This window comes from Rhizobium sp. A37_96 (assembly GCF_053521765.1).
In genome coordinates, this window is sequence record NZ_JBNWDS010000001.1 from 613,181 (window position 1) to 633,986 (window position 20,806).

Consider the following 20,806-nt stretch of genomic DNA (forward strand, 5'->3'; position numbering starts at 1 on the left):
ATATGATGAAGATTGACGTAACCGATACCCCGTCCGAAAGCGAACTGGCGGCCATCAGCGAGGGATTGACGGCGTTCAACGTCATCGACGTCGGCCCCTCTGGCCGCCAGCCGCTGGCGGTCCTGATCCGCGACGATGCCGGCAAGACCATTGGCGGCATCTCCGGCTACACCGCCTGGGGATGGCTGTTCACGCAATGGCTTTTCGTGCCGGAAACCCTGCGCGGCCAGGGCATGGCCGGGAAGCTGCTGGATGCGGCGGAACAAGAGGCCAGTGCGCGCGGCTGCTTCGGAGCGTGGATCGATACGTTCAATCCGCAGGCGTTGAAAGCCTATCAACGGCAAGGCTATGCCATCTTCGGCGAACTACCAGACTTCCCCGCTGGCCGCAGCCGCTTCTTCCTGCAGAAGAAACTATCGCCCCGCTGATATCAGGCAGGGCGATCCTTTCGCGGGGATAAACGTCTCAGACCGCGATCCTGGCGAGCGGCGCGACATCGTCCAGATCATCGGTTTCGACGGCTGAAACGGAATCGTCCCGCCAGGCAATCGCGCCATGCAGCCGCGCATGCGTGTCGGCGGCAATCGGCACGACCAGCACCCGGTTGGGATCGACGGGGCCCGGGAAAGTCAGTGCGTTATAGGCGACCTTCTCGAAACCGAGCGGCCCATAATAGGGTGGATCGCCGACAAGGATCACGGCTTCCGATCCCTTGCGCTTGGCCGCCTCGACGGCAATCCGCACGAGCTCGCGGCCGATGCCCTTGTTCTTGTGCGAGGGGCGCACGGCAAGCGGGCCAAGCAGATGCCCTTTGACCGATCCGGCCAGCACCGGCGTCATGCGCACGGAGGCGATCGTCTCGCCGTCGTCGGCGCAGATGAAGGATAACAACCGATCATGCGGCCCCTGCTCGCGGATGCGCGCGGCGGCACGCGTAAACCGGCCCGGGCCGAACGCTTCTTCGTTGATGAGTTCGATGACAGCGTCGTGCGACGCATCCTCAGTGAGGTAGACCAGATCGTGCTTGTACATTAGACCAAGGAAACCAGATAGACGGACGATATTGTTCTCGAATGCGCTCATGGAGCGTTCAAGGTCATCGGCGTCGTCGCAGGCTTCTGGTGACTTTCATGACAAGGGGTCCTTAAAGTGTGAAAAGCCGGATAGCAGGAAATATTCGGCGCGTCCAATGCAAAATGCACGCTGACATCTCTTGATGCAAGATCGTACCGGCATCGCGGTTTTTTCAATGTCTATCGCCGATGCGAAAAACCTGCCGGCAATACCCGCAACGCAGTGTTCATCATTTGCCGTATCGAAATCCGGCGCACATACCGTATCTTCGATGCAGGTTTTCGGCAGTTTCCCCGAAAGGATTGAGCTATGGGCATGTTGGTGGACGGCGTCTGGCAAGACGTCTGGTACGATACCAAAGAGACGAAGGGCCATTTCAAGCGCGCCGCGTCGCAGTTTCGCAACTGGGTGACCGCGGATGGCAGCCCCGGCCCGACAGGTACGGGCGGCTTCAAGGCCGAGGCCGGACGCTATCATCTCTATGTCTCGCTCGCCTGCCCCTGGGCGCACAGAACCCTGATCTTCCGCAAGCTGAAGAAGCTCGAGGAATTGATCCCGGTCTCGGTCGTCGATCCGCTGATGCTGGAAAACGGTTGGGAATTCAAGGGGAAGGACGGCGGAACCGTCGACCATCTGTTCGGTGCCGGCAAGCTTTGGGAAGTATACGTCAAGGCCGATCCGCACTATTCCGGCCGGGTCACCGTGCCCGTTCTCTGGGACAAGCAGACCGGCACGATCGTCAACAACGAATCGGCCGAAATCATCCGCATGTTCAACAGCGCCTTCGATGGTCTGACAGGCTCCAGGACGGATTTCTATCCCGTCGATCTGCGTGCCGATATCGATGCCCTGAACGAGCGCATCTACGACACGGTCAACAACGGCGTCTACAAGGCCGGCTTCGCGACAACGCAGGAGGCCTATCAGGAAAATGCGCTCCGCCTTTTCGAAACCCTCGACATGCTCGACCAGCGGCTGGCGGCGCAACGCTATTTGTTCGGAGATCTGCTGACGGAGGCCGACTGGCGGCTATTCACGACGCTCGTCCGCTTCGACCCCGTCTATGTCGGCCATTTCAAATGCAACATCCGCCGCATTGCCGATTATGCGAACCTTTCGGCCTATCTGCGCGATCTCTACCAGGTGGCAGGCGTCGCCGAGACGGTGAACATCGCGCACATCAAGAACCACTATTATCGCAGCCACAAGACGATCAATCCGACCGGCATCGTGCCGATCGGCCCCGAACTGGACTTCGACCGCCCGCATGGCCGCGAGCAGCTGGCTAAAGCCGCCTGACCTGAACGCCGTCGGCTACCAATAGTTGGAGGGAGCCTCCGCTCCTTCCAGCTCCTTCAGCCTGCGATAGGTTGCCTTGGTCGTCTGCGGCGGCAGCGCATCGACCGGAAAGAAGCCGCTTTCGACGATTTCGCGATCCGGCTTGCGCGGCGCGCTCTGCGTGACGTCGACCCGGTAGAAAACGACGTGGTCGCGCTTGCTGGTGTGGTTGTTGAAATAGACGTGGAAGAGCTGCGGCCTTCCAGAGATCACCAGATTGCCCTCCTCCCGCAATTCCTTGGCCAGCGCCTGCTCCACCGTCTCGTGACGCTCGACGCCGCCGCCGGGCATGTGCCAGCCGGCGATATAGGAGTGCCGCACGAGGAAGATCCGCCCTTCCTGATCGAAACAGGCAGCGCGCACGCCGAGCGTCATGCTGCGGGTCAGCGCGAAATAGACATGCAGCGCGCGACCGAACAACCGCACCGCCAAACCCTGCTTTTCGTCCCGCCGGTTCTCGTCGTTCATGCCCGAACCCCGGCATCCCGATCTGCAATCGAACCAGGGATGTATTTGTTTTGACAATAGAGTGGGCTATGTCTCATCCCATGTTCAAGCTCGCGCATATTTCCGATGTTCACCTTGGTCCGCTTCCACGTCTTTCGATCAGAGAACTCGCCTCCAAACGCATTACCGGATTTGTGAACTGGCACCGAAACCGGCGCAAGCATCTTTTTGGCGATACGCTCGACCTCCTTCTTGACGACATCAAGGCGAAGCAGACCGATCATCTGGCGGTGACCGGAGATCTCGTCAATCTCGCGAGCGGCATCGAGATCCAGACCGCCGCCGCATGGCTGAAGACCGTCGGCAATCCTTTCGATACCTCCGTCGTTCCCGGCAATCACGACGCCTATGTGCCCGGCGCCTATGAAAGGGCCATGCGCGCCTGGTATCCCTATGTCAGAGGCGACCGCGCTTCCGAGGAATGGCAGGAGGATCGGCACATTTTCCCTTACCTGCGCATCCGCGGGCAGGTCGCGCTGATCGGCTGTTCGACCGCCGTCGCCACGCCGCCCTTTGCCGCAAGCGGCTTCTATTCCGCTCGCCAGGCGCGCGAGACGGTGAACATTCTGCGGGCGACCGGGGATGCCGGGCTCTTTCGCGTCGTCATGATCCATCACCCACCCATCCGGGGCGCGACCAGTTTCTATAAGCGCATGATCGGCATTCGCCGCTTTGGCGCCGTCCTCTCGACCGGGGGCGCCGAGCTTGTCCTGCATGGCCATACGCACCTCAACACCCTGCACTGGCTGCGCGGCCAGATGGGTCCGGTGCCGATCGTCGGGATTGCCTCCGCGTCACAAGGGGTCGGCGGCCTGAAGCCGCGCGCCGCCTACAACCTCTTCACGATCGCCGGCCGCCCCGGCGCCTGGGAGCTCAATGCCGAACGCTATAGCCTCAATGACGACGGTAACGGCATCGACCCGAAAGGCATCGATATTCTGGCAACGTAATCGGCATTTTTAAACCATCGCATGCATCGTTTCGGTAGCGCGTTCTAAGATACCGAGCTACAATCGAAGCATCGGAATCCCGGAGGCTGCGATGGGTTTTGATGCCGCGACAAAGAGCACTGCAGGGCCGGTCTTCATTGCCGGTTTTCCGCTCGTCGCCTGCTCGCGGCTCCCCATCGGCACCTGCGGCCGCGGCGGCAGAAACGACGTGGCCCATCGATCGCCGATGCAATCGCCAACGGCCGGGAACGCCGATTGAAACAGTGTGGGCCGGTGCCCTGTCGGATCGCCGCCCGAAGAAAGACAGTTCAGCGCGCGAGTGTTTTTGAAGACTTGCGAAACGGCACAGAAATGGTTCATACCAATACAGGACGATCATATTGCGCATATGACCCTTTCAAAAGGAAAGGTCATTCCGTGCGGAAGCGCATCGCCCGTGCGACAATCTCCAACGCTTTGCTGGAACGACCATGCCAACGCCGGTAGCAGCCATCGATATCAGACGGGATCTGGTCGGTCTTCTTCCGAAGCTCCGCCGCTTCGCGGTGACGCTGACCGGCGATCTGGCCGAAGCGGATGAGCTTGTCCAGAGCATCTGCCAGCGCGGCATCGCCAAGTCCCATCTCTGGAACAGCGGCAGCAAGCTGGAGAGCTGGCTCTACACCATGGCCCGGCATCAATGGGTCGATGAGGCGCGGCGTCACAAGCTGCGTCCGGCGGCCAAGGGCAATGCGCTGGAACAGGGCGAACCGGCATCGGGGATCCATTTAAATCCTGTGGAAGCCAGTGAAGCGCACCGTCTCGTCACATCTTTGCCCGAAGGGCTTGCGAGTGTCTTCCTGCTGGTCGATGTCGAAGGGCATAGCTACAAGCAGGCAGCCGATATCCTCGGCATACCGCTATCGGCAGTGATGTCGCGGCTCTCCAGCGCACGCCTTTACCTTGCCTCTCAGGGTCACAGCCGCTCGCCTCGAAGGTTTTAAAAATTGCAAGACATGAAGAAGATGCCGCTCGAAGTCCGCCTGTCCGCCTTCATGGATGGCGAGATGAGTCGCGAAGAAAAGGAAGAGCTGGAAAAGCTCCTTGCTTCGGACCCGGACGCTCGCCGCATCTTCGATGAGTTGAAACATGGCTCCGACGTCGGCCGCAAGGCGTTCGACGAGGTTCTGAAAGAGCCGGTGCCGCTGGCACTCGTTCGCTCCATCAAGAGCACGCAGCCTCCGAAAACCCGCGACACTTCCCCCCGCCTCGCCCGGCCGTCCCTGAAACTGGCGCCGACAGGCAGGCAGTCGCTGGCAGCAGCCCTCATCCTGTTCGCGCTTGGCGGCGGCATAGGCTATTTCTTCGGCATGCAGCCATCCGATGTCCCGGCGGCTGCACCGGCCAACCCCGCTCAGGCTTCCGCGCGCAGCTGGCTGGATGACATCGCGGCCTATCATCGCGTCTATTCGCGCCAGCCGCGCCACATGGTCGAGATGCAGGCAAGCGAGCTCGACGAGATCTCCAAGTGGCTGGTGAGCACGGTCGGCGTCAAATTCAACTTTCCGGATCTCGCCGCCGAAGGCCTCGTCTTTCAGGGTGGGCGGATGTTCATCGCCGGCGGCAAGCCCGTCGGCCAGCTGATCTACAAGAACCTCGATGGCGATGTCGTCGCCATCTGTTTCACCAAGGCCGACGGCACTGCCGACGACGACGATTTCAACGAAACCATCAAGGACGATATCAGCATCGTCTCGTGGCATCGCAACGACGCTGTTTATGCCGTCGTGGGCCCCTCCTCGGATCCAATGCTCGACCAGATCGCCAACAGGGTATCCTCAGAGATCTGATGGAGCTTCCGCTCGTTTTGCAGCTTGCGGCTGCGAGCTGGCCGATGGATAATGATTTGCGGCAATCGCAAGAGTCCAATAGTTTTGCTGGAGTTTCGACATGTCCGACGTTCTGCTGACCCTTCCGGAAATCGACAAGCGTATCGCAGCGATAAGAGAAAACCTTCGTGAATTGATCGAACAGGCAGCCGCCTTTTCCGGCGCAGCCGACGAAGAACGGACATCGGAGCGGATCGCTGATCAGGAAGAGGAACTCGAACGCCTGACGAAGCAACGCGACGCACTCTCGCAGAAATCGTGAATGCAGAGACGGCGGGTCGTCGATATGGCCAGCTCCATTGCTAGTTGCTGTTCTTCCTTGAGCGGGTCATGAAAATGGCTGACGATATTCGTATTCGATTTGTGGCCCGGGAAGACTATGAGCAGTGGCTGATCCTGTGGGAGGGCTACAACAGGTTTTACGGGCGCTCCGGCGCAACGGCCCTTCCCGACGCCATCACGCAAATGACATGGCAGCGCTTTTTCGATGCCTATGAACCAGTGCATGCCCTCGTCGCCGAAAGGGATGGCCGTCTGCTCGGGCTGGCGCATTATCTCTTTCACCGCAGCACGACAGCCATCGAGCCAAGCTGCTATCTGCAGGATCTGTTTACCGACGAGGCCGCGCGCGGAACGGGCGTCGGATCCGCATTGATCGAAGGTGTTTATGCGCAGGCCCGGCAGGCGGGCTCGCATCGCGTCTACTGGCAGACACACGAAACCAACGCAAAGGCGATGCACGTTTACGACAAGATAGCCGAGCGCTCCGGCTTCGTCGTCTACCGCAAATTACTTTGAGATGACGGCTCTGCCCGCCCCGATACTCGCCACCAGCTGAACAAAAAATCCCCCCGGCGCAACCGAGAGGATTTCCATGAAAAGCTGCGGATTGTTTCGGCCTCAGGCCGCCTTGATATCGAGCACGCGGTTGGCGGCCGACACGATTGCCTCGAGAGACGCGGCAACGATGTTGGTGTTGATGCCGGCGCCGAAGAGCTTGCCGCCCGGATAGGAAATCTCGACATAAGAGATTGCCGCGGCGTTGGAGCCGTGCTGCAGCGAGTGCTCGGAATAGTCCTCGACGGACATCGAAATGCCGAGATAGATCGAGAGCGCGTTGATGAAGCCGTCGATCGGGCCGTTGCCACGGCCCTCGATGCGCTTCACCTCGCCGTTGTCGGTGATCTCTGCGGCGACGATGCGCTGCCCCTTGTGCTCGGGATCGGCAAAGGTGTGATGGTCAACGAAGCGAAGCCGCGCGTCCGGCTGCGTCACGTAACGCTCGATGAAATGCTCGTAGATGCGCTTGGACGGCAATTCCTTGCCTTCCTCGTCCGTAATACGCTGGATCTCCTCGCGATATTCCACCTGGAGGTTGCGCGGCAGGTTCAAGCCGTAGTCCTGCTGCATGATGTAGGCGATGCCGCCCTTGCCCGACTGCGAGTTGATGCGGATGATCGCCTCATAAGTGCGGCCGACATCCTGCGGGTCGATCGGCAGATAGGGCACTTCCCAGACCGGATCGTTGGCGACTTTGGCCGCCTTCATGCCCTTGTTGATCGCATCCTGATGCGAGCCGGAGAAGGCCGTGTAGACCAGTTCGCCAACATACGGGTGGCGCTCGCCGATCGCCATCTGGTTGGAATATTCGAAGACTTCCTTCATGCGCTCGATGTTCGAGCAATCCAGCTCGGGGTCGACCCCTTGCGTGAACATGTTCAGCGCCATGGTGACGACATCGACATTGCCGGTGCGCTCGCCATTGCCGAACAGCGTGCCCTCGACGCGGTCCGCGCCCGCCATCAGGGCCAGTTCGGCAGCGGCGATGCCGGTGCCGCGGTCATTGTGCGGGTGCAGCGAGATGATCAGATTTTCGCGATTGTCGAGGTTGCGGCACATCCATTCGATCTGGTCGGCATAGATGTTCGGCGTTGCCATTTCCACGGTGGACGGCAGGTTGATGATCAGCTTGTTGTCCGGCGTCGGTTTTACGACGTCGATGACCGCGTTGCAGATCTCCAGCGCCACGTCCAGCTCGGTGCCGGTGAAGCTTTCCGGGGAATATTCGAAGCGATAGCCGCCGCCGGCCTTTGACGCCATGTCGGTAATCATCTTCGCCGCATCGACGGCGATCTGCTTGATACCCTGCACATCCTTGGCAAACACCACGCGGCGCTGCAATTCGCTGGTGGAATTGTAGAAATGCACGATCGGCTTGTTGGCGCCTTCCAGCGCCTCGAAGGTGCGGGTAATCAATTCCGGACGGCACTGGACCAGAACCTGCAGCGACACGTCGGCGGGCACGTTACCCTGTTCGATGCACCAGCGGGCAAAATCGAAGTCGGTCTGCGAAGCGGAGGGGAAGCCGATCTCGATTTCCTTGAAGCCCATATCCAGCAGCAACTGGAACATGCGCGCCTTGCGGTCATGCCCCATAGGATCGACAAGCGCCTGGTTGCCGTCGCGCAGATCGACCGAACACCAGATCGGCGCCTTGGTGATGATCTTGGACGGCCAGGTCCGGTCGGAAATGTTGATTTGGGGATAGGCGCGGTATTTCACCGCTGCGTCGGGCATGCCTTTGGGGGAATGGCTGTTCGCGTCCATGGTCTCGTCTCTTCCTTTCCCGTCATTTTATCCCGCGTCTTAGCCGATCGGATGCGGCTTGGCGATGATAAATGCGGACCCTTTGCGGGTAAGCTGTCGATTTTACGGTAAGTCGCGAGGAGCGATGGCCAGCGGGCTTTTCGGCCGCCGGGCGCTCCTCAAAGGACCCGGCAACCGCGCGTAAGGCCGAGGAGGAGAAGCGAGGTAAGGGCGCGCGTATTGTCACGCAAGGCAACACGCCCGCGTGCAATCTGTTCGGAAATCTTTGCGCCAGTCAACTTCATGGCCGCGCTTATAGCCGCCCGATCGGAAAGAAGCAACCCCCTGCTCACTTCTTCAGCATCTGCACGCCACGCGACAGCGCCAGCATCAATCCGCCGGCGATCAAGCCCCAGAAGGCGCCTGAAATCCCGCCGAAGGAAACACCCGATGCCGTGACGAGAAAAGTGATGGCCGTGGCCTCGCGCGATTCCGGCTGCTGGAAAGCGTTCAGCGCGGAGTTCGACAGCGCACCGACCAACGCCAGACCGGCGACCGCCTCGATGAGAATCGGCGGCGCGAGCGCCACGAAAGCCGTCACGGCACTCGCCAGCAATCCGAGGATGACATAGCCGATGCCGGCAATAATCGCCGCCCAATAGCGCCGCTTGGGATCGGCATGCGCATCCTGCCCGGCGCACATGGCGGCCGTGATGGCGGCGAGATTGACGGCATGACCGCCGAACGGAACGGCAAGCAGCGAAAACACGCCGGTCACGGCAAACAGCGGACCCGGCTTGGGATCGTAGTGATGCACCTTCAGCACGGCGATGCCGGGGATGTTCTGCGACGCCATCGTCACGATGAACAGCGGCAGTGCAATGGAAACGATGCCGGCGAGCGTGAAGACCGGCTTGACGAATTCGACCGTCGGCAGCAGCGAGTGCTCGAGCGAGGCAAGCGCGCCGTCCGGTATCTTTACGCCGAACGCCAGAACCAGGGCGAAGGCCGCAAGCGCGGCCGGCACTGCCCAAAGCCGCTTGAACGAGCCGACGACGATCCAGGCAAGAATGATCGGAAGGCCGAAGGCCGGATTGAAAGCGATCGCCTTCACGGGGGCGAAGCAAAGGCCAAGCAGGACGCCCGCCAGCATGGCATTGGCGAGCGGCGGCGGAATGGCCGCAACGGCACGGCCGAAGGGCCGGAACAGCCCGGCAATGACGATCAATATGCCACAGATGAAGAACGCACCCACCGCCGCCGAAAAGCCGCCGTCTATCGCCCCCGCGCTTGCGAGCAACGCCGCACCCGGCGTCGACCAGGCGATGCTGATGGGAAGCCTCGTCACCACACTGAGAACGATGGCGCATAGACCCATGGCGACCGAAAGCGCCATCAGGCCGGAGGCCGCCTGCGCATCCGTGGCGCCCACCGCCTGCAGTCCATGGAAGACGACGGCGAAGGAACTGGCAAAGCCGACGAAAGCCGTGAGACATCCCATGAACAGGCTTTGAACGGAGAAATCTTTGAGCATGGCGATGAAGACCCGGACGAAGAACGATTGAGCCCGCATGGAGCATTACAAGCGTCAGGCGTGCAAGTGCAGTTTCCGGGCAAAATGACGGTAAGAACCGAGGTCGCAATCGCTCAATATTTCGGGACTGCGTCAAATCGTGTATAAACGTGCAAATTGACTCTCTTGTTTATGCACGTTAATGAAAACTCATGAGCACTTCACTTCCACTCTCCCGCCGGGATGTCATAGAGGCGCGACTCGCAGAAGGACGGCAGATCATCGCTGCCTCGCTTGCGGCGGAGTTCGATGTTTCAGAGGATGCCGTACGCAGGGATCTGCGGGCCCTTGCTGCCGAAGGCAAATGCCGGCGCGTCTACGGCGGCGCGCTGCCGTTGCTGACGCCCTCGCAGCCCATATCCGCGCGGATCGGACAGGAAGCCGGTCGCAAGAGAGTATTGGCGCGGGCGGCGGTTGCGATGATCGAGCCTGGAGAATTCCTCTTTCTCGACAGCGGCAGCACCAATCTCGAGATGGTCGAATTGCTGCCGAAGAACCTGGAAGTAACGATCGCGACGAATTCCATCGACATAGCGAGCGCGGTCATGAAGCGCGGCGACATTCCGCTCGTCCTGATCGGCGGAGCCGTCAATCCAATCGTCGGCGGCAGTGTCGATGCTTCCGCCGTCGCGGCCATCGAAGCCATGAACATCGACCGCTGCTTCCTGGGTGTCTGCGCCATCTCGGCCGGAGGCGGCATCAGCGTGTACGAACATGCGGATGCGATCTTCAAACGGATGCTCCTCGAAAGAAGCGCGTCGCGCATCGCGTTGATTACGTCGGAGAAATTTCACGAACGCGCGCCGCACCGCATCGGCGCCGCCGCCGACATCGATTGGCTGATCGTCGAAAACGACCTGCCCGAGACTGATGAGACAGCCGCGGTCGAAGCCGGCTTCTCGCTCGTAAAGGCGGGCGACGTCGCCTCCTCCTGATCTCGAAAGACAAGGAATGACCATGCAATCCACTGATCGGCCGGAAACCCGGCTGGCAACACGACTTGCCTTTCTGGTTGCGGGTTTTGCCCTCGCCTGCTGGGCACCGCTGGTTCCTTTCGCCAAAGCTCGTCTCGGGGTCGATGACGGCGTGCTGGGCATGCTGCTGCTTTGCCTGGGCCTGGGCTCGGTGGCGGCGATGCTTGCGACCGGCATGCTGAGCGCGCGCTATGGCAGCAAGCCGATCATCATTGCGGGCGGCCTCGGGCTCGCACTTGTCTTGCCGACGCTGGCTTTGGCCGGCACGCCGTTTACCCTCGGCATTGCGCTGGCGGCTTTCGGCGCCTGCCTCGGATCGCTCGACGTTGCCATGAACATTCATGCCGTCGAAGTCGAGAAAGGTGCCGACAGGCCGCTGATGTCCGGCTTCCACGCCCTGTTCAGCATCGGCGGCTTCATTGGCTCCCTGCTCGTCACCCTGCTTCTGTCCGTCAAGGCCGGTCCCCTCGTCGCCACGCTGCTATGTTCGGCCGTGATGGTCGTCGCGATGATCGCAGCATGGCCGCGCCTGCTCCGCACCGTCCAATCGGACGATGCGCCGCTCTTCGTCGTCCCGCGCGGCTTCGTTCTGCTGCTTGCAGCCCTTGCAGCCATCACCTTCCTCGTCGAAGGCGCCATCCTCGATTGGAGCGCCCTGCTTCTCACCACCCAGGGCCGGGTTGATGCGAGCCATGGCGGTCTTGGCTACATGCTGTTCGCAATCGCGATGACGGCGGGCCGGCTGGGCGGCGATGCCGTCACCGCAAGGTTCGGAGACAGGGCCATCATGCTGTGGGGTGGTGTCATCGCATTGGCGGGCTTCGCCATCGTGCTGCTCAGCCCCTTCGCGATCCTTGCCATGAGCGGCTTCCTGCTGATCGGGCTCGGCGCCTCAAACATTGTCCCGGTGCTGTTCCGCAAGGGCGGCGCACAGAAAGTCATGCCGGCAGGCCTGGCCGTCGCGGCGATCACCATGACGGGATACGCGGGCGTCCTGGTCGGCCCCGCCGGCGTCGGTTTCGCGGCAGACCATCTCGGCCTGCCAGGCGCCTTCTGGCTGCTCGCCCTGTTGCTTTGCGTCGCACCCCTTTGCGCCGGCATCGTCACCCGCAACCAGGAACAGGGAGAGGCCAATGCGGATCGCTCATACCGCTCTGTGGACGTCTGATATCGATGCCGCGGCGAAATTCTGGGAGAGCTATTTCAGCGCGACCGTCGGTGAGCCGTACGAAAGCAAGCGCCGCCCCGGCTTCGTCTCCCGCTTCGTCCATTTGCCCGAGGGCGGCGACCAGATCGAGCTGATGACCGGCCCATGGCTTTCTCCCGAAGCGCCCGATGAGCGCATCGGCTGGGATCATATAGCGGTATCGCTCGGCAGCAAGGCAGCCGTGGATGCCCTGGCCGAACGATGCGGAGCGGATGGCTGCCTGAAATCCGCTCCCCGCACCACCGGGGATGGCTTCTACGAGGCCGTCATCACCATGCCGGACGGAACGCCGGTCGAGATTACCACGTAGGAAGTCGCGCAAACCGGGCCTGCCTGTCATCGCAAATCTTCCGAGTTCGCTGCTCCCGGAAACGTTGCAAACTCCCGAGTGGCGAAAGCTGGCGACGGATCCTTCCGTCGCCAGCACATTTCCTCCGGCGCGGACCGATCCACATTCCCCAAACGGCAAAGCGCCCCGACTGCCTTCCGGCAAGCGAGGCGCTCAAATCAATCAGGCAAATCCGGTAGAGCGGTTCAGCGATTTCATGGAATCGCGCAGCCGCTCTATCTCTTTGCTTTTACGCAATTCCAGGTCAGATATCAGCCTGCGAGGTCACGATGCGCGAGACCAGCCCGTAAGCCTTGGCTTCCTCGGCGGAGAGCCAGTAGTCGCGATCCGTATCCTTGGCGATCTTTTCGATCGACTGGCCGGTGGCTTCCGCGAAGATCCTGTTCAGGCGCTCGTTCATCTTGATGATCTCGCGTGCCTGGATCTCGATGTCGGAAGCCATCCCGCGCGTGCCGCCGGACGGTTGATGCAGCAGGAAGCGCGTGTTCGGCAGGCAAATGCGGCGCTCCTTCGGAGCGGCGACATAGATCAGCGCACCGGCGGAAGCGACCCAACCCGTGCCGATCACCCAAACCTTCGGCTTGATGAACTTGATCATGTCGTGAATGGAATCGCCGGATTCGACATGGCCGCCGGGCGAGTTCACATAGATGCGGATGTCGTCATCGCTGGCGGCAGCGAGCGCCACGAGCTGCGAGCAGACCTTCTGCGCCAGTTCCTGCGTGATGCCGCCATAAATGAAGATCGAACGCGACTTGAAAAGATTCGCCTCCGCGTCCTTGCCCAAGGGCTGCTCGGTCTTCTTGTCTTCCTGTTCGTCTTCGTCGTTCATTCAACTCTCCAGCATGATGCGTCGTTCACCGCACATAGTGCGACTCAATGCGTAAAACAATGCCGGAAAAAGACAAGGCGGGAATAGCGCTCGGGAACATGGTGTTATGGTTGCGGATTACCGAAATGTAACTTGAATGGCTTTGAAAAGCCGAGATTGGATCCTACGTCAGGTCAGCGCGGCAAGGATCGCGCCCCGAATTTACAGCAACAGATAGCCAAGGAGGCCATCATGTCGCCTGAAGAACGTCAATTGCTCTCCTCTCTCTTCGATCGCGTGCGCGGCGCATCCAATACCCAGCGCGACGCCGACGCAGAGAACTTCATCAACCAGTCGATCCGCGACCAGCCTTATGCGCCTTATTTCCTGGCGCAGGCCGTCATCATGCAGGAACAGGGCATGAAGGCCGCGGCCGATCGCATCCAGCAACTCGAGGCGCGCGTGCACGAGCTCGAGCAGCAGGGCGCCGACAGCCATCAGCAGGGTCAGAGCGGCGGTTTCCTAGGCGGAATCGGCTCGCTTTTCGGCGGCGGCCAGCAGCAGCGCGCAGCCGCGCCGCAGGGTGGCTATCCCCAGCAGCAGGGCCGCCTCTATGACGATTATGCCCGCAACGCACCGCAGTCGTCTGGTCCTTGGTCCGGCCAGCCGCAGCCATCCGGCCCATGGAGCCAGCAGGCAGCCGGCCCATCGGCCGGCGGCGGCTTCCTGCGCGGCGCGCTCGGAACGGCAGCCGGCGTCGCCGGCGGCGTGATGCTGGCGGAATCGCTCTCCAGCCTGTTCAGCCCGCATCTGGGCGGCACGGGCGGCGGTCTCTTCGGCGGAAATTCCGGCAGCGGCCTCTTCGGGGGCACGGCGGCCAATGCAGCCGAACAACCGGTGCAGGAAACGATCATCAACAACAACTATTTCGGCAATGACGACAATAGCGATCAGAATGATCAGAGCGCGGCCGATTACGCCCAGGACGCTGCCCAGGACGCGCAGGATGACGACTATGACGATTCAGCCGACAACGGCGACGACAGCTCGTTTGCCTGAGCCGGCGCCGTTGCCAACCTAACAAAAAGCCGCCATCTCGGGATGGCGGCTTTTTTAATTCAGCCTCGGCCGCGATAGGGTTGCACGCCCTGATCCGGCAGCCACACGCCCTCCGGCGGCTTGCCGGTCTGCCAGAAGACATCGATCGGAATGCCGCCACGCGGATACCAATAGGCGCCGATGCGCAGCCATTTCGGCTGCAGCAGATCCACCAGCCGCTTGGCGATATAGATCGAGCAATCCTCATGGAATGCGCCGTGATTGCGGAAGGAATGCAGGAAGAGCTTCAGCGACTTCGATTCCACCAGCCATTCGTTCGGGATGTAGTCGATGACGATGTGGGCGAAATCCGGCTGTCCCGTCATCGGGCAAAGCGAGGTGAATTCCGGCGCGGTGAAGCGCACGACGTAATCGGTGCCGGCGTGGCCGGACGGCACTTTCTCCAGAACGGCCGCTTCAGGATTTGCGGCCGTTTCCGTGTGGCTGCCGAGCATCGACAGGCCGGACACATCGGTTTGAGGCATCTCAGGTCTCCTTGATCACTTTGACGCGAATGCCATGGGCCTTTTCGCCCTCCGGCTCCACATGAATGGTTATTTCTGAACCCGCATGGATCGCCCGTATGGCGTCTTCAAGGCGGTCGCAGATGCGATGCGCGTCACGCACCGGCATGGCGGCCGGCACCACCATATGGAAGTCGACGAAGGTCACGGCCCCGGCTCTGCGCGTCTTCAGGTCGTGAACGCCAAGCGACCCCTCGGCATTCTTGGCGATCGCATCCTTGATGACGGCCTCTTCCTCCGGCAGCACGGCCTTGTCCATCAGTCCGTCGATGGAGGCGGAGATGACCTTCCAGCCCTGATAGAGGATGTTGATGGCGACGAGAATGGCAAGCAGGGGATCGAAGATCGGGTAGCCCGTTGCGAGCGCCAGCAAAAGGCCGATGAGCACGCCGATCGACGTATAGACGTCGGACATGATGTGCTGCCCGTCCGCCGTCAGCGCCGGCGAGCGGTGCGCTTTACCGGCCCGGATCAGCGTCAGCGCCCATAGGCCGTTGATGACGCCCGCGACGAAGTTGATCGCCAGACCGAGTACCGGCGCCTGCATCGGCTGGGGATTGCCGAGATGCCCGACCGCTTCCTGCACGATCATCAGCGCCGCGACGACGATCATCACGCCTTCGGTGACGGCGGACAGATATTCCGCCTTGTGGTGGCCGAAAGGGTGATCGTGATCGGCCGGCTTTTGCGCATATCGGATGACGAAAAAGGCTATGAAGGCGGCGACGACATTGACGATGGATTCAAGCCCATCGGACAAAAGCGCCACCGAGCCTGTCAGCCACCAGGCCAGCATCTTCAGCCCCATGACGCCGAGCGACAGCGGAATGCCCCAAAGGGCAAGCCGCCTGATCGTATCGTTTCCCTGAGCACTCATGCTCTTCTCCACTGTCCCTGCGCCTGCTCATGCGAATGAATTGCAAAAAAGGCGCCGTTGAAATGCAAAACCGCCCGCGCGAAATTCGCGCAGGCGGCTCATTGGCGTCCATATGGGCTAGGACGATATGTTTGTCAAAGGAAGGAGGTGACCAATGCACCACAATTCATCCCTGCAGCGGAAATCAGATGGAGCCGACGCCGATCATGACAGCCTGAACGTGACGAGACCATTTCACTGGCCGGCGCTCCGCGACCATTGTAAGCCGGCCATGAACTCGCCTGTGGAAAATCTCGCTGGTAATTTCCCCGGCGATCCCGCACTAAGCTGCGCATCAGCCCGATGTGCGATAGTGGGCGACATCGATCCGCCGTTTTATAAAGCCATTGTTGATTATGTCCATTCTTGACGATCCCACCGGTGCCGGTGTTGCACTTTCCATCGCCGATGCCCCTGGCGGCCCATCGGAGCACCTTGTCGCCGCAGGCGCATTCCCGGAAGGAGAGCGTAACGCCGTCTATCGCGCCATCGAGACGCGGCGGGACGTGCGCGACCAGTTCCGGCCCGATCCCCTGCCCGACGCTCTCGTCAGGCGCTTGCTCGAAGCGGCGCACGCCGCGCCGTCGGTCGGGTTCATGCAGCCTTGGAACTTCATCCTCATTCGCCAGGCAGAGACGCGCGAGCGCGTGTGGCGGGCATTCCATCAAGCCAATGAGGAAGCCTGCCGGATGTTCGAAGGCGATCGGCGCGCCCAATATCAGCGGCTGAAGCTCGAGGGCATCCGCAAGGCGCCGCTCAGCATCTGCATCACCTGCGATACCACGCGCGGCGGCCCGGTCGTGCTCGGACGCACGCACAATCCGGCGACGGACGTCTATTCGACCGTCTGCGCCGTCCAGAATCTCTGGCTTGCCGCGCGGGCCGAAGGCGTCGGCGTCGGCTGGGTCAGCATCTTCCACGAGGATGCCATCAAGGCGATTCTCGGCATACCCGAGCACGTCAAGATCGTCGCGTGGCTCTGCGTCGGCTATGTCGACGAGCTTTACGACATGCCGGAACTCGCCGTGAAGGGATGGCGCGAGCGCCTGCCGCTCGACAAGCTTGTTTTCGAAGAGGGCTGGCAGGACTGCGAGGAGATGTAAGGGCCGCCGCTTTCCCGCGACCCTCGACGGCTCCAGGCATCAAGATCTGAACGCGACAAACGAAATCACGTTGCCATCCGGATCGCGCACATGGAAATCAGTGCCGCCCCATGCCTGCTTCGTTAGCGGCTGGGCGAACTCGACGCCGCTGGCCTTGAACTCCTCGAACAACGCCTGGACATTCGAAACCTCGATCGAAGCCAGGATGAGCGATTTCTCCTTCGCCGCAGCCACGGCAAAATAGGGTTCTTGGACGAGCCGCAAGTGGATCCAGATGCCGTCGCGCGACACCGCTCCATAGAACGGCGGCGCCCCATGCAGGAACTCCGCCGCAAAACCCAGCTTCTCCCGGAAGAAGGCCGCGCTGGCAGTCACATCCCGCACGAAAAGGATCGGTATGACGCTCTTGAAAACCGGAGGTTCGGATGATGCCGCCGGCATCTTCGGCGCATCCACTGCCACGGCCTTCAACGCGGCCCAGTTCCTGTGGCCCGCCTCGACCGCAACGATCTCCTGCGCCAGCGTCAAAGGAAACTTCATCGCCAGGATCTCGCGATCCGTCAGCGCCTTGAAACGGTCGAGCACGCGAACTCTCCCGCCGATGGAATAGTCGCGATCACGATGCCAGCGCATCAGCAGCTTGGCTTGCTTGCGATAAGTATCGAGGGTTGGCATGGGCAGACTCCTGCTGAGAACAATCAGCGGGCAGGCCTAGCCCTTTCGGCCACAATGCCGATGTGCCCCACAGGAACGGGTGAAAGACTAGGTTACAACCTGCGGCAAGTCAAACCGCCTCACGGCAGCGCCTGACCTGCCGCAAAACGCGCGTACCCGTTATGCAGGCGCAGCGACAAGCGCAGCATCCACGGCAAGGCCGTCCAAAGTCCGGACGTCACGCCTGCCTGTCTCAGAGCGGCGGCCGTCCAGGTATTGCATCCCATCAGCGCGTTGAAATATCCGCGCGCCTCGAAGAACGCATCGTTCTCACCGTAATTGCTGCCGATCAGCGGGCTCGGCTGGTTATTCTTTTGCTCGAAACTGCCGAGAATGAATTGCTTGAGCCGCTCCAGCCCCTCGGCATCGAGGCTGATCGCCGTGACGGCGGGGGCATCCAGCGGAATATCCCCGGCCAGTTCCGCATGGATGACGGAGCGATCCAGCGTGAAGCTCTTCAGGACAGGAACAGTCTTCAAATCAGCCCATGTCCGCGTCTCCGTATAGAAGCTCCGGCCACCCCAGCCGAAAACGAGATAGCGCAGGTTCGGATTGTCGAGATTAAGGCCGCCCGCCCGCAGGAATGCGAAACGGGCGATCAGATCGTCATCGACGGGGATGGCGATATCCGTGTGGATGGGATTGCTGAGCACAAGGACTTGCTGCGAAGGCTCGGCCGGTGCCGATTCGCCATGCCACAGTGGGCGCGGCACGGCGATGCCGAGACCGGCGATTGCGACGAGCGCCAGCACGGCGATCAGAATGCCCTTGACTATCCTTGCTATCGACAACCGAAGCCCCCCGCCCGACAAGAGATGTCTTCAGGTGTTTGCCGGCTCTTTCAAGGCAAAAAATATCCCCATGCACTTTTCCCGAGCGCATGGGGACGGTCAGTTCAAATCCGCAAGTGCATTCGGCGTCAGGCGGCTTTCGTCTTCGCCCGCCGCGCCAGATGCGCCACCACATTCTCGATCATCCGCATACCGGCATCGCCGCCGAGCGTCATGATCGATTCCGGGTGGAACTGCACGGCCGCGATCGGCTCCTTCACATGCTCAATGCCCATGATGGTACCGTCTTCGCTTTCGGCGGTAATCATGAATTCACGCGGCAGGCTCGACGGATCGGCAAAGATCGAATGATAGCGGCCGACCGTCACTTCGCGGCCAAGACCCGAGAAAACCAGACCGGGTTCCAGCACGCGGATGCGCGAGGGCTTGCCGTGCATCGGGATCGCCAGATGGCGCAGCTCGCCGCCATAGGCCTCGGCAAGCGCCTGAAGACCCAGGCAGACACCGAAAATCGGCAGGTTGCGCGCCCTCGCCTTCTTGATCGTCGCCTTGCAATCGAAATCCTTCGGATTGCCGGGACCGGGCGAAAGCACGACGAGATCCGGATCGAGCCGGTCGAAGACCTCTTCCGGCACCGGCGTACGCACGGTCGAAACGGTCGCGCCCGTCTGGCGGAAATAATTGGCAAGCGTATGGACGAAGCTGTCCTCGTGGTCGACGAGCAGGATCTTCACGCCCTTGCCGACGGAGGCGACGTCACGTTGCTGTTTGCCGGAATTGCCGGTCTTGGCATCACGGATGGCGGAAAGCATGGCGGAGGCCTTCAGTTCGGTTTCGGCTTCTTCTTCCTCGGGAATGGAATCGTTGAGCAGCGTCGCGCCGGCACGCACCTCGGCAATGCCGTCCTTGATGCGAACCGTGCGCAGCGTCAGGCCGGTGTTCATGTCGCCGTTGAAGCCGACCATGCCGATCGCGCCGCCGTACCATGCGCGCGGGCTCTTTTCATGGCTCTCGATGAAGCGCATGGCCCAGAGTTTGGGCGCACCGGTGACGGTAACGGCCCAGGCGTGGCTGAGGAAGCCGTCAAAGGCGTCCATGTCGGCGCGCAGGCGGCCTTCGATATGGTCGACCGTGTGGATGAGGCGCGAATACATCTCGATCTGCCGACGGCCGATGACCTTGACCGAACCGGGTTCGCAGACGCGGCTCTTGTCGTTGCGGTCAACGTCGGAGCACATGGTCAGCTCGGATTCGTCCTTCTTGGAATTCAGGAGCTTCAGGATCTGCTCGCTGTCGGCAATCGGATCGTCGCCGCGCTTGATGGTGCCCGAGATCGGGCAGGTCTCGATGCGGCGGCCGGAAACGCGCACGAACATTTCCGGCGATGCTCCCACAAGATATTCCTGGTTGCCGAGATTGATGAAGAAGGAATAGGGCGACGGATTGATCGCCTTCAGGCGCTTGGAAATATCCGAAGGCTTGCTTTCGCAGCGCTCCATGAATTTTTGGCCGGGCACGACTTCGAAGAGATCGCCCTTGCGGAAGCTCTCCTTTGCCTTGACCACCAGTTCGGCATATTCGCCGGGACGATGATCGCTCTTCGGCGGAATGGCGTCGGTGTGGCGGAACGGCTCGGGCGCGATTTCGCCGGACTTGCCTTCCGTCGATACGCCATCCCTGGAGAAGTCGTAACGATCGATCCAGGCCTTGGCGGAGTAGTTATCCACCACCAGGATTTCATCCGGCAGGTAGAGCACCATGTCGCGCTGGTCGTCCGGACGCTTGAGCTTCAGGTTGATGGCGTCGAACTGGAAGGCCAGATCGTAGCCGAAAGCGCCGTAGAAACCGATGCTGGCATCGGCCTGCGAATAGAACAGCTCGGTCACCGCACGCAGCACGGTGAAGACCGTCGGCATTTTCGAGCGTTCTTCCTCGGTAAAGACCCGGTCCGGCGCCTTGACCGTCAGATCCAGCCGGCGCGGCGTCGAGGCGCCCAGAACGACTTCCGAAACCGTCTTCAGCTTCTCCGCGATGAAACCGAGGATGACTTCGCCGCGCTCGTTATAGGCTTCGATCCAGACATCGCGTCCGTTGCAGGAAAGACCGAGCGGCGGATCGACGATGGCGGTGTCCCAGCGTGTATAGCGGCCGGGATATTCATAGTTGGAGGAGAAGACCGCGCCGCGCCGCTCGTCGAGCTTGTCGATATAGGACGAGACCGCGTCCGCATAGGGCGTCGGCCGGCGCTGGCGGGTGACGGTGATGCCGCCCTTCGTCTCGTAGATTTCCGCACCATCGTCCCGAAGGATCGTTACCATTGTTCCTCACTCCGTTGTCGGGCCCGGATGACAGGCGGCCAATATAACAAAAAAGCCGCCTCGAAATCTCGGGCGGCTCACTCGTCGTCTTTGAACACGATTGGT

Annotated in this window: 23 protein-coding genes; 13 read left to right on the top strand and 10 right to left on the bottom strand. The window is 61.2% G+C overall.

Going from position 1 to position 20,806, the window contains the following annotated elements; all coding sequences use genetic code 11:
* The first annotated feature begins 2 nt into the window (after positions 1–2).
* Positions 3–428 carry a GNAT family N-acetyltransferase gene (locus ACQZ6J_RS02965; protein WP_449081839.1) on the top strand — a complete coding sequence of 142 codons (426 nt, stop codon included), beginning with the start codon at positions 3–5 and terminating at the stop codon, positions 426–428.
* A gap of 37 nt (positions 429–465) precedes the next feature.
* On the opposite strand, the gene ACQZ6J_RS02970 is transcribed toward ACQZ6J_RS02965, so the two are convergent.
* Positions 466–1,032 (bottom strand): GNAT family N-acetyltransferase, encoded by a 567-nt coding sequence (locus ACQZ6J_RS02970; RefSeq protein ID WP_449082752.1) that lies wholly within the window; start codon positions 1,030–1,032, stop codon positions 466–468.
* 351 nt (positions 1,033–1,383) lie between these two features.
* Between ACQZ6J_RS02970 and ACQZ6J_RS02975 the strand changes: the two genes are divergently transcribed.
* A complete protein-coding gene (locus ACQZ6J_RS02975; protein ID WP_449081841.1) occupies positions 1,384–2,373 on the top strand; it encodes a glutathione S-transferase family protein in 990 nt (329 codons plus the stop codon).
* A 15-nt stretch (positions 2,374–2,388) separates the two neighbouring features.
* On the opposite strand, the gene ACQZ6J_RS02980 is transcribed toward ACQZ6J_RS02975, so the two are convergent.
* Positions 2,389–2,880, bottom strand: a complete 492-nt coding sequence (locus ACQZ6J_RS02980) for an NUDIX domain-containing protein (protein WP_163987928.1) — start codon at positions 2,878–2,880, stop codon at positions 2,389–2,391.
* Positions 2,881–2,930: 50 nt separating this feature from the next.
* On the opposite strand from ACQZ6J_RS02980, the gene ACQZ6J_RS02985 reads away from it, so the two are divergent.
* The 5 genes from ACQZ6J_RS02985 to ACQZ6J_RS03005 all read left to right on the top strand — a co-directional run bounded on the left by ACQZ6J_RS02985 (position 2,931) and on the right by ACQZ6J_RS03005 (position 6,535).
* Positions 2,931–3,869, top strand: a complete 939-nt coding sequence (locus ACQZ6J_RS02985; protein ID WP_163987929.1) for a metallophosphoesterase family protein — start codon at positions 2,931–2,933, stop codon at positions 3,867–3,869.
* A 470-nt stretch (positions 3,870–4,339) separates the two neighbouring features.
* A complete protein-coding gene (locus ACQZ6J_RS02990) occupies positions 4,340–4,852 on the top strand; it encodes an RNA polymerase sigma factor (RefSeq protein WP_163987930.1) in 513 nt (170 codons plus the stop codon).
* 21 nt (positions 4,853–4,873) lie between these two features.
* The gene (locus tag ACQZ6J_RS02995) at positions 4,874–5,698 is read left to right on the top strand and encodes an anti-sigma factor family protein (RefSeq protein WP_449082754.1); all 825 of its coding nucleotides are present in this window, start codon (positions 4,874–4,876) and stop codon (positions 5,696–5,698) included.
* 100 nt (positions 5,699–5,798) lie between these two features.
* Complete coding sequence (locus ACQZ6J_RS03000) at positions 5,799–5,999, top strand: hypothetical protein (RefSeq protein WP_163987931.1); 201 nt, start codon at positions 5,799–5,801, stop codon at positions 5,997–5,999.
* 74 nt (positions 6,000–6,073) lie between these two features.
* Complete coding sequence (locus ACQZ6J_RS03005) at positions 6,074–6,535, top strand: N-acetyltransferase family protein (RefSeq protein ID WP_449081844.1); 462 nt, start codon at positions 6,074–6,076, stop codon at positions 6,533–6,535.
* 102 nt (positions 6,536–6,637) lie between these two features.
* Here ACQZ6J_RS03005 and leuA read toward each other — a convergent pair whose 3' ends face one another.
* Both leuA and ACQZ6J_RS03015 read right to left on the bottom strand, forming a co-directional pair.
* A complete protein-coding gene (gene leuA, locus ACQZ6J_RS03010; RefSeq protein WP_449081846.1) occupies positions 6,638–8,344 on the bottom strand; it encodes a 2-isopropylmalate synthase in 1,707 nt (568 codons plus the stop codon).
* A 328-nt stretch (positions 8,345–8,672) separates the two neighbouring features.
* Positions 8,673–9,857 (bottom strand): benzoate/H(+) symporter BenE family transporter, encoded by a 1,185-nt coding sequence (locus ACQZ6J_RS03015; protein WP_449082756.1) that lies wholly within the window; start codon positions 9,855–9,857, stop codon positions 8,673–8,675.
* 191 nt (positions 9,858–10,048) lie between these two features.
* On the opposite strand from ACQZ6J_RS03015, the gene ACQZ6J_RS03020 reads away from it, so the two are divergent.
* From ACQZ6J_RS03020 to ACQZ6J_RS03030, 3 genes are read left to right on the top strand one after another with little or no spacing between them, the layout of a single operon-like run.
* Positions 10,049–10,831, top strand: a complete 783-nt coding sequence (locus tag ACQZ6J_RS03020; protein WP_449081848.1) for a DeoR/GlpR family DNA-binding transcription regulator — start codon at positions 10,049–10,051, stop codon at positions 10,829–10,831.
* A gap of 22 nt (positions 10,832–10,853) precedes the next feature.
* Complete coding sequence (locus ACQZ6J_RS03025) at positions 10,854–12,038, top strand: MFS transporter (protein ID WP_449081850.1); 1,185 nt, start codon at positions 10,854–10,856, stop codon at positions 12,036–12,038.
* The gene (locus ACQZ6J_RS03030; RefSeq protein WP_163987936.1) at positions 12,004–12,387 is read left to right on the top strand and encodes a VOC family protein; all 384 of its coding nucleotides are present in this window, start codon (positions 12,004–12,006) and stop codon (positions 12,385–12,387) included. The genes ACQZ6J_RS03025 and ACQZ6J_RS03030 overlap by 35 nt, the downstream gene beginning before the upstream one ends.
* A gap of 283 nt (positions 12,388–12,670) precedes the next feature.
* Here the strand turns inward: ACQZ6J_RS03030 and ACQZ6J_RS03035 are convergent, their stop codons facing one another.
* On the bottom strand, positions 12,671–13,258 hold the full coding sequence (locus ACQZ6J_RS03035; protein WP_163987937.1) for an ATP-dependent Clp protease proteolytic subunit: 588 nt from the start codon (positions 13,256–13,258) through the stop codon (positions 12,671–12,673).
* A gap of 231 nt (positions 13,259–13,489) precedes the next feature.
* Here ACQZ6J_RS03035 and ACQZ6J_RS03040 point away from each other — a divergent pair, with 231 nt between their 5' ends.
* The gene (locus tag ACQZ6J_RS03040) at positions 13,490–14,296 is read left to right on the top strand and encodes a DUF2076 domain-containing protein (protein ID WP_163987938.1); all 807 of its coding nucleotides are present in this window, start codon (positions 13,490–13,492) and stop codon (positions 14,294–14,296) included.
* 59 nt (positions 14,297–14,355) lie between these two features.
* Here the strand turns inward: ACQZ6J_RS03040 and queF are convergent, their stop codons facing one another.
* Both queF and ACQZ6J_RS03050 read right to left on the bottom strand, forming a co-directional pair.
* A complete protein-coding gene (gene queF / locus ACQZ6J_RS03045) occupies positions 14,356–14,820 on the bottom strand; it encodes a preQ(1) synthase (protein WP_113502278.1) in 465 nt (154 codons plus the stop codon).
* 1 nt (position 14,821) lies between these two features.
* On the bottom strand, positions 14,822–15,736 hold the full coding sequence (locus tag ACQZ6J_RS03050; protein ID WP_163987939.1) for a cation diffusion facilitator family transporter: 915 nt from the start codon (positions 15,734–15,736) through the stop codon (positions 14,822–14,824).
* A gap of 154 nt (positions 15,737–15,890) precedes the next feature.
* Between ACQZ6J_RS03050 and ACQZ6J_RS03055 the strand changes: the two genes are divergently transcribed.
* Positions 15,891–16,145: a hypothetical protein gene (locus tag ACQZ6J_RS03055; protein ID WP_449081854.1), complete on the top strand. Its 255-nt coding sequence runs from the start codon at positions 15,891–15,893 to the stop codon at positions 16,143–16,145.
* Positions 16,132–16,878, top strand: coding sequence for a 5,6-dimethylbenzimidazole synthase (gene bluB, locus ACQZ6J_RS03060; RefSeq protein WP_449081856.1), 747 nt, complete (start codon positions 16,132–16,134; stop codon positions 16,876–16,878). Before ACQZ6J_RS03055 ends, bluB begins: the two co-directional genes overlap by 14 nt.
* A gap of 39 nt (positions 16,879–16,917) precedes the next feature.
* Here the strand turns inward: bluB and ACQZ6J_RS03065 are convergent, their stop codons facing one another.
* From ACQZ6J_RS03065 to ACQZ6J_RS03075, 3 genes are all read right to left on the bottom strand, one after another.
* Entirely contained in the window at positions 16,918–17,553 is a 636-nt protein-coding gene (locus tag ACQZ6J_RS03065; protein ID WP_449081858.1) for a glyoxalase superfamily protein, read from the bottom strand.
* Positions 17,554–17,672: 119 nt separating this feature from the next.
* A complete protein-coding gene (locus tag ACQZ6J_RS03070; protein WP_449081860.1) occupies positions 17,673–18,383 on the bottom strand; it encodes a TIGR02117 family protein in 711 nt (236 codons plus the stop codon).
* A 128-nt stretch (positions 18,384–18,511) separates the two neighbouring features.
* Entirely contained in the window at positions 18,512–20,701 is a 2,190-nt protein-coding gene (locus tag ACQZ6J_RS03075) for an anthranilate synthase (RefSeq protein WP_449081862.1), read from the bottom strand.
* Positions 20,702–20,806 lie beyond the last annotated feature (105 nt).

What these genes read in the sequence shown, in the direction of transcription:
- ACQZ6J_RS02965 (WP_449081839.1), top strand. Translation starts at nt 3, where the DNA reads ATGATGAAGATTGACGTAACCGATACCCCGTCCGAAAGCGAACTGGCG.
- ACQZ6J_RS02970 (WP_449082752.1), bottom strand. Translation starts at nt 1,032, where the DNA reads ATGTACAAGCACGATCTGGTCTACCTCACTGAGGATGCGTCGCACGAC.
- ACQZ6J_RS02975 (WP_449081841.1), top strand. Translation starts at nt 1,384, where the DNA reads ATGGGCATGTTGGTGGACGGCGTCTGGCAAGACGTCTGGTACGATACC.
- ACQZ6J_RS02980 (WP_163987928.1), bottom strand. Translation starts at nt 2,880, where the DNA reads ATGAACGACGAGAACCGGCGGGACGAAAAGCAGGGTTTGGCGGTGCGG.
- ACQZ6J_RS02990 (WP_163987930.1), top strand. Translation starts at nt 4,340, where the DNA reads ATGCCAACGCCGGTAGCAGCCATCGATATCAGACGGGATCTGGTCGGT.
- ACQZ6J_RS02995 (WP_449082754.1), top strand. Translation starts at nt 4,874, where the DNA reads ATGCCGCTCGAAGTCCGCCTGTCCGCCTTCATGGATGGCGAGATGAGT.
- ACQZ6J_RS03000 (WP_163987931.1), top strand. Translation starts at nt 5,799, where the DNA reads ATGTCCGACGTTCTGCTGACCCTTCCGGAAATCGACAAGCGTATCGCA.
- ACQZ6J_RS03005 (WP_449081844.1), top strand. Translation starts at nt 6,074, where the DNA reads ATGGCTGACGATATTCGTATTCGATTTGTGGCCCGGGAAGACTATGAG.
- leuA (WP_449081846.1), bottom strand. Translation starts at nt 8,344, where the DNA reads ATGGACGCGAACAGCCATTCCCCCAAAGGCATGCCCGACGCAGCGGTG.
- ACQZ6J_RS03015 (WP_449082756.1), bottom strand. Translation starts at nt 9,857, where the DNA reads ATGCTCAAAGATTTCTCCGTTCAAAGCCTGTTCATGGGATGTCTCACG.
- ACQZ6J_RS03020 (WP_449081848.1), top strand. Translation starts at nt 10,049, where the DNA reads ATGAGCACTTCACTTCCACTCTCCCGCCGGGATGTCATAGAGGCGCGA.
- ACQZ6J_RS03025 (WP_449081850.1), top strand. Translation starts at nt 10,854, where the DNA reads ATGCAATCCACTGATCGGCCGGAAACCCGGCTGGCAACACGACTTGCC.
- ACQZ6J_RS03030 (WP_163987936.1), top strand. Translation starts at nt 12,004, where the DNA reads ATGCGGATCGCTCATACCGCTCTGTGGACGTCTGATATCGATGCCGCG.
- ACQZ6J_RS03035 (WP_163987937.1), bottom strand. Translation starts at nt 13,258, where the DNA reads ATGAACGACGAAGACGAACAGGAAGACAAGAAGACCGAGCAGCCCTTG.
- ACQZ6J_RS03040 (WP_163987938.1), top strand. Translation starts at nt 13,490, where the DNA reads ATGTCGCCTGAAGAACGTCAATTGCTCTCCTCTCTCTTCGATCGCGTG.
- queF (WP_113502278.1), bottom strand. Translation starts at nt 14,820, where the DNA reads ATGCCTCAAACCGATGTGTCCGGCCTGTCGATGCTCGGCAGCCACACG.
- ACQZ6J_RS03050 (WP_163987939.1), bottom strand. Translation starts at nt 15,736, where the DNA reads ATGAGTGCTCAGGGAAACGATACGATCAGGCGGCTTGCCCTTTGGGGC.
- ACQZ6J_RS03055 (WP_449081854.1), top strand. Translation starts at nt 15,891, where the DNA reads ATGCACCACAATTCATCCCTGCAGCGGAAATCAGATGGAGCCGACGCC.
- bluB (WP_449081856.1), top strand. Translation starts at nt 16,132, where the DNA reads ATGTCCATTCTTGACGATCCCACCGGTGCCGGTGTTGCACTTTCCATC.
- ACQZ6J_RS03065 (WP_449081858.1), bottom strand. Translation starts at nt 17,553, where the DNA reads ATGCCAACCCTCGATACTTATCGCAAGCAAGCCAAGCTGCTGATGCGC.
- ACQZ6J_RS03075 (WP_449081862.1), bottom strand. Translation starts at nt 20,701, where the DNA reads ATGGTAACGATCCTTCGGGACGATGGTGCGGAAATCTACGAGACGAAG.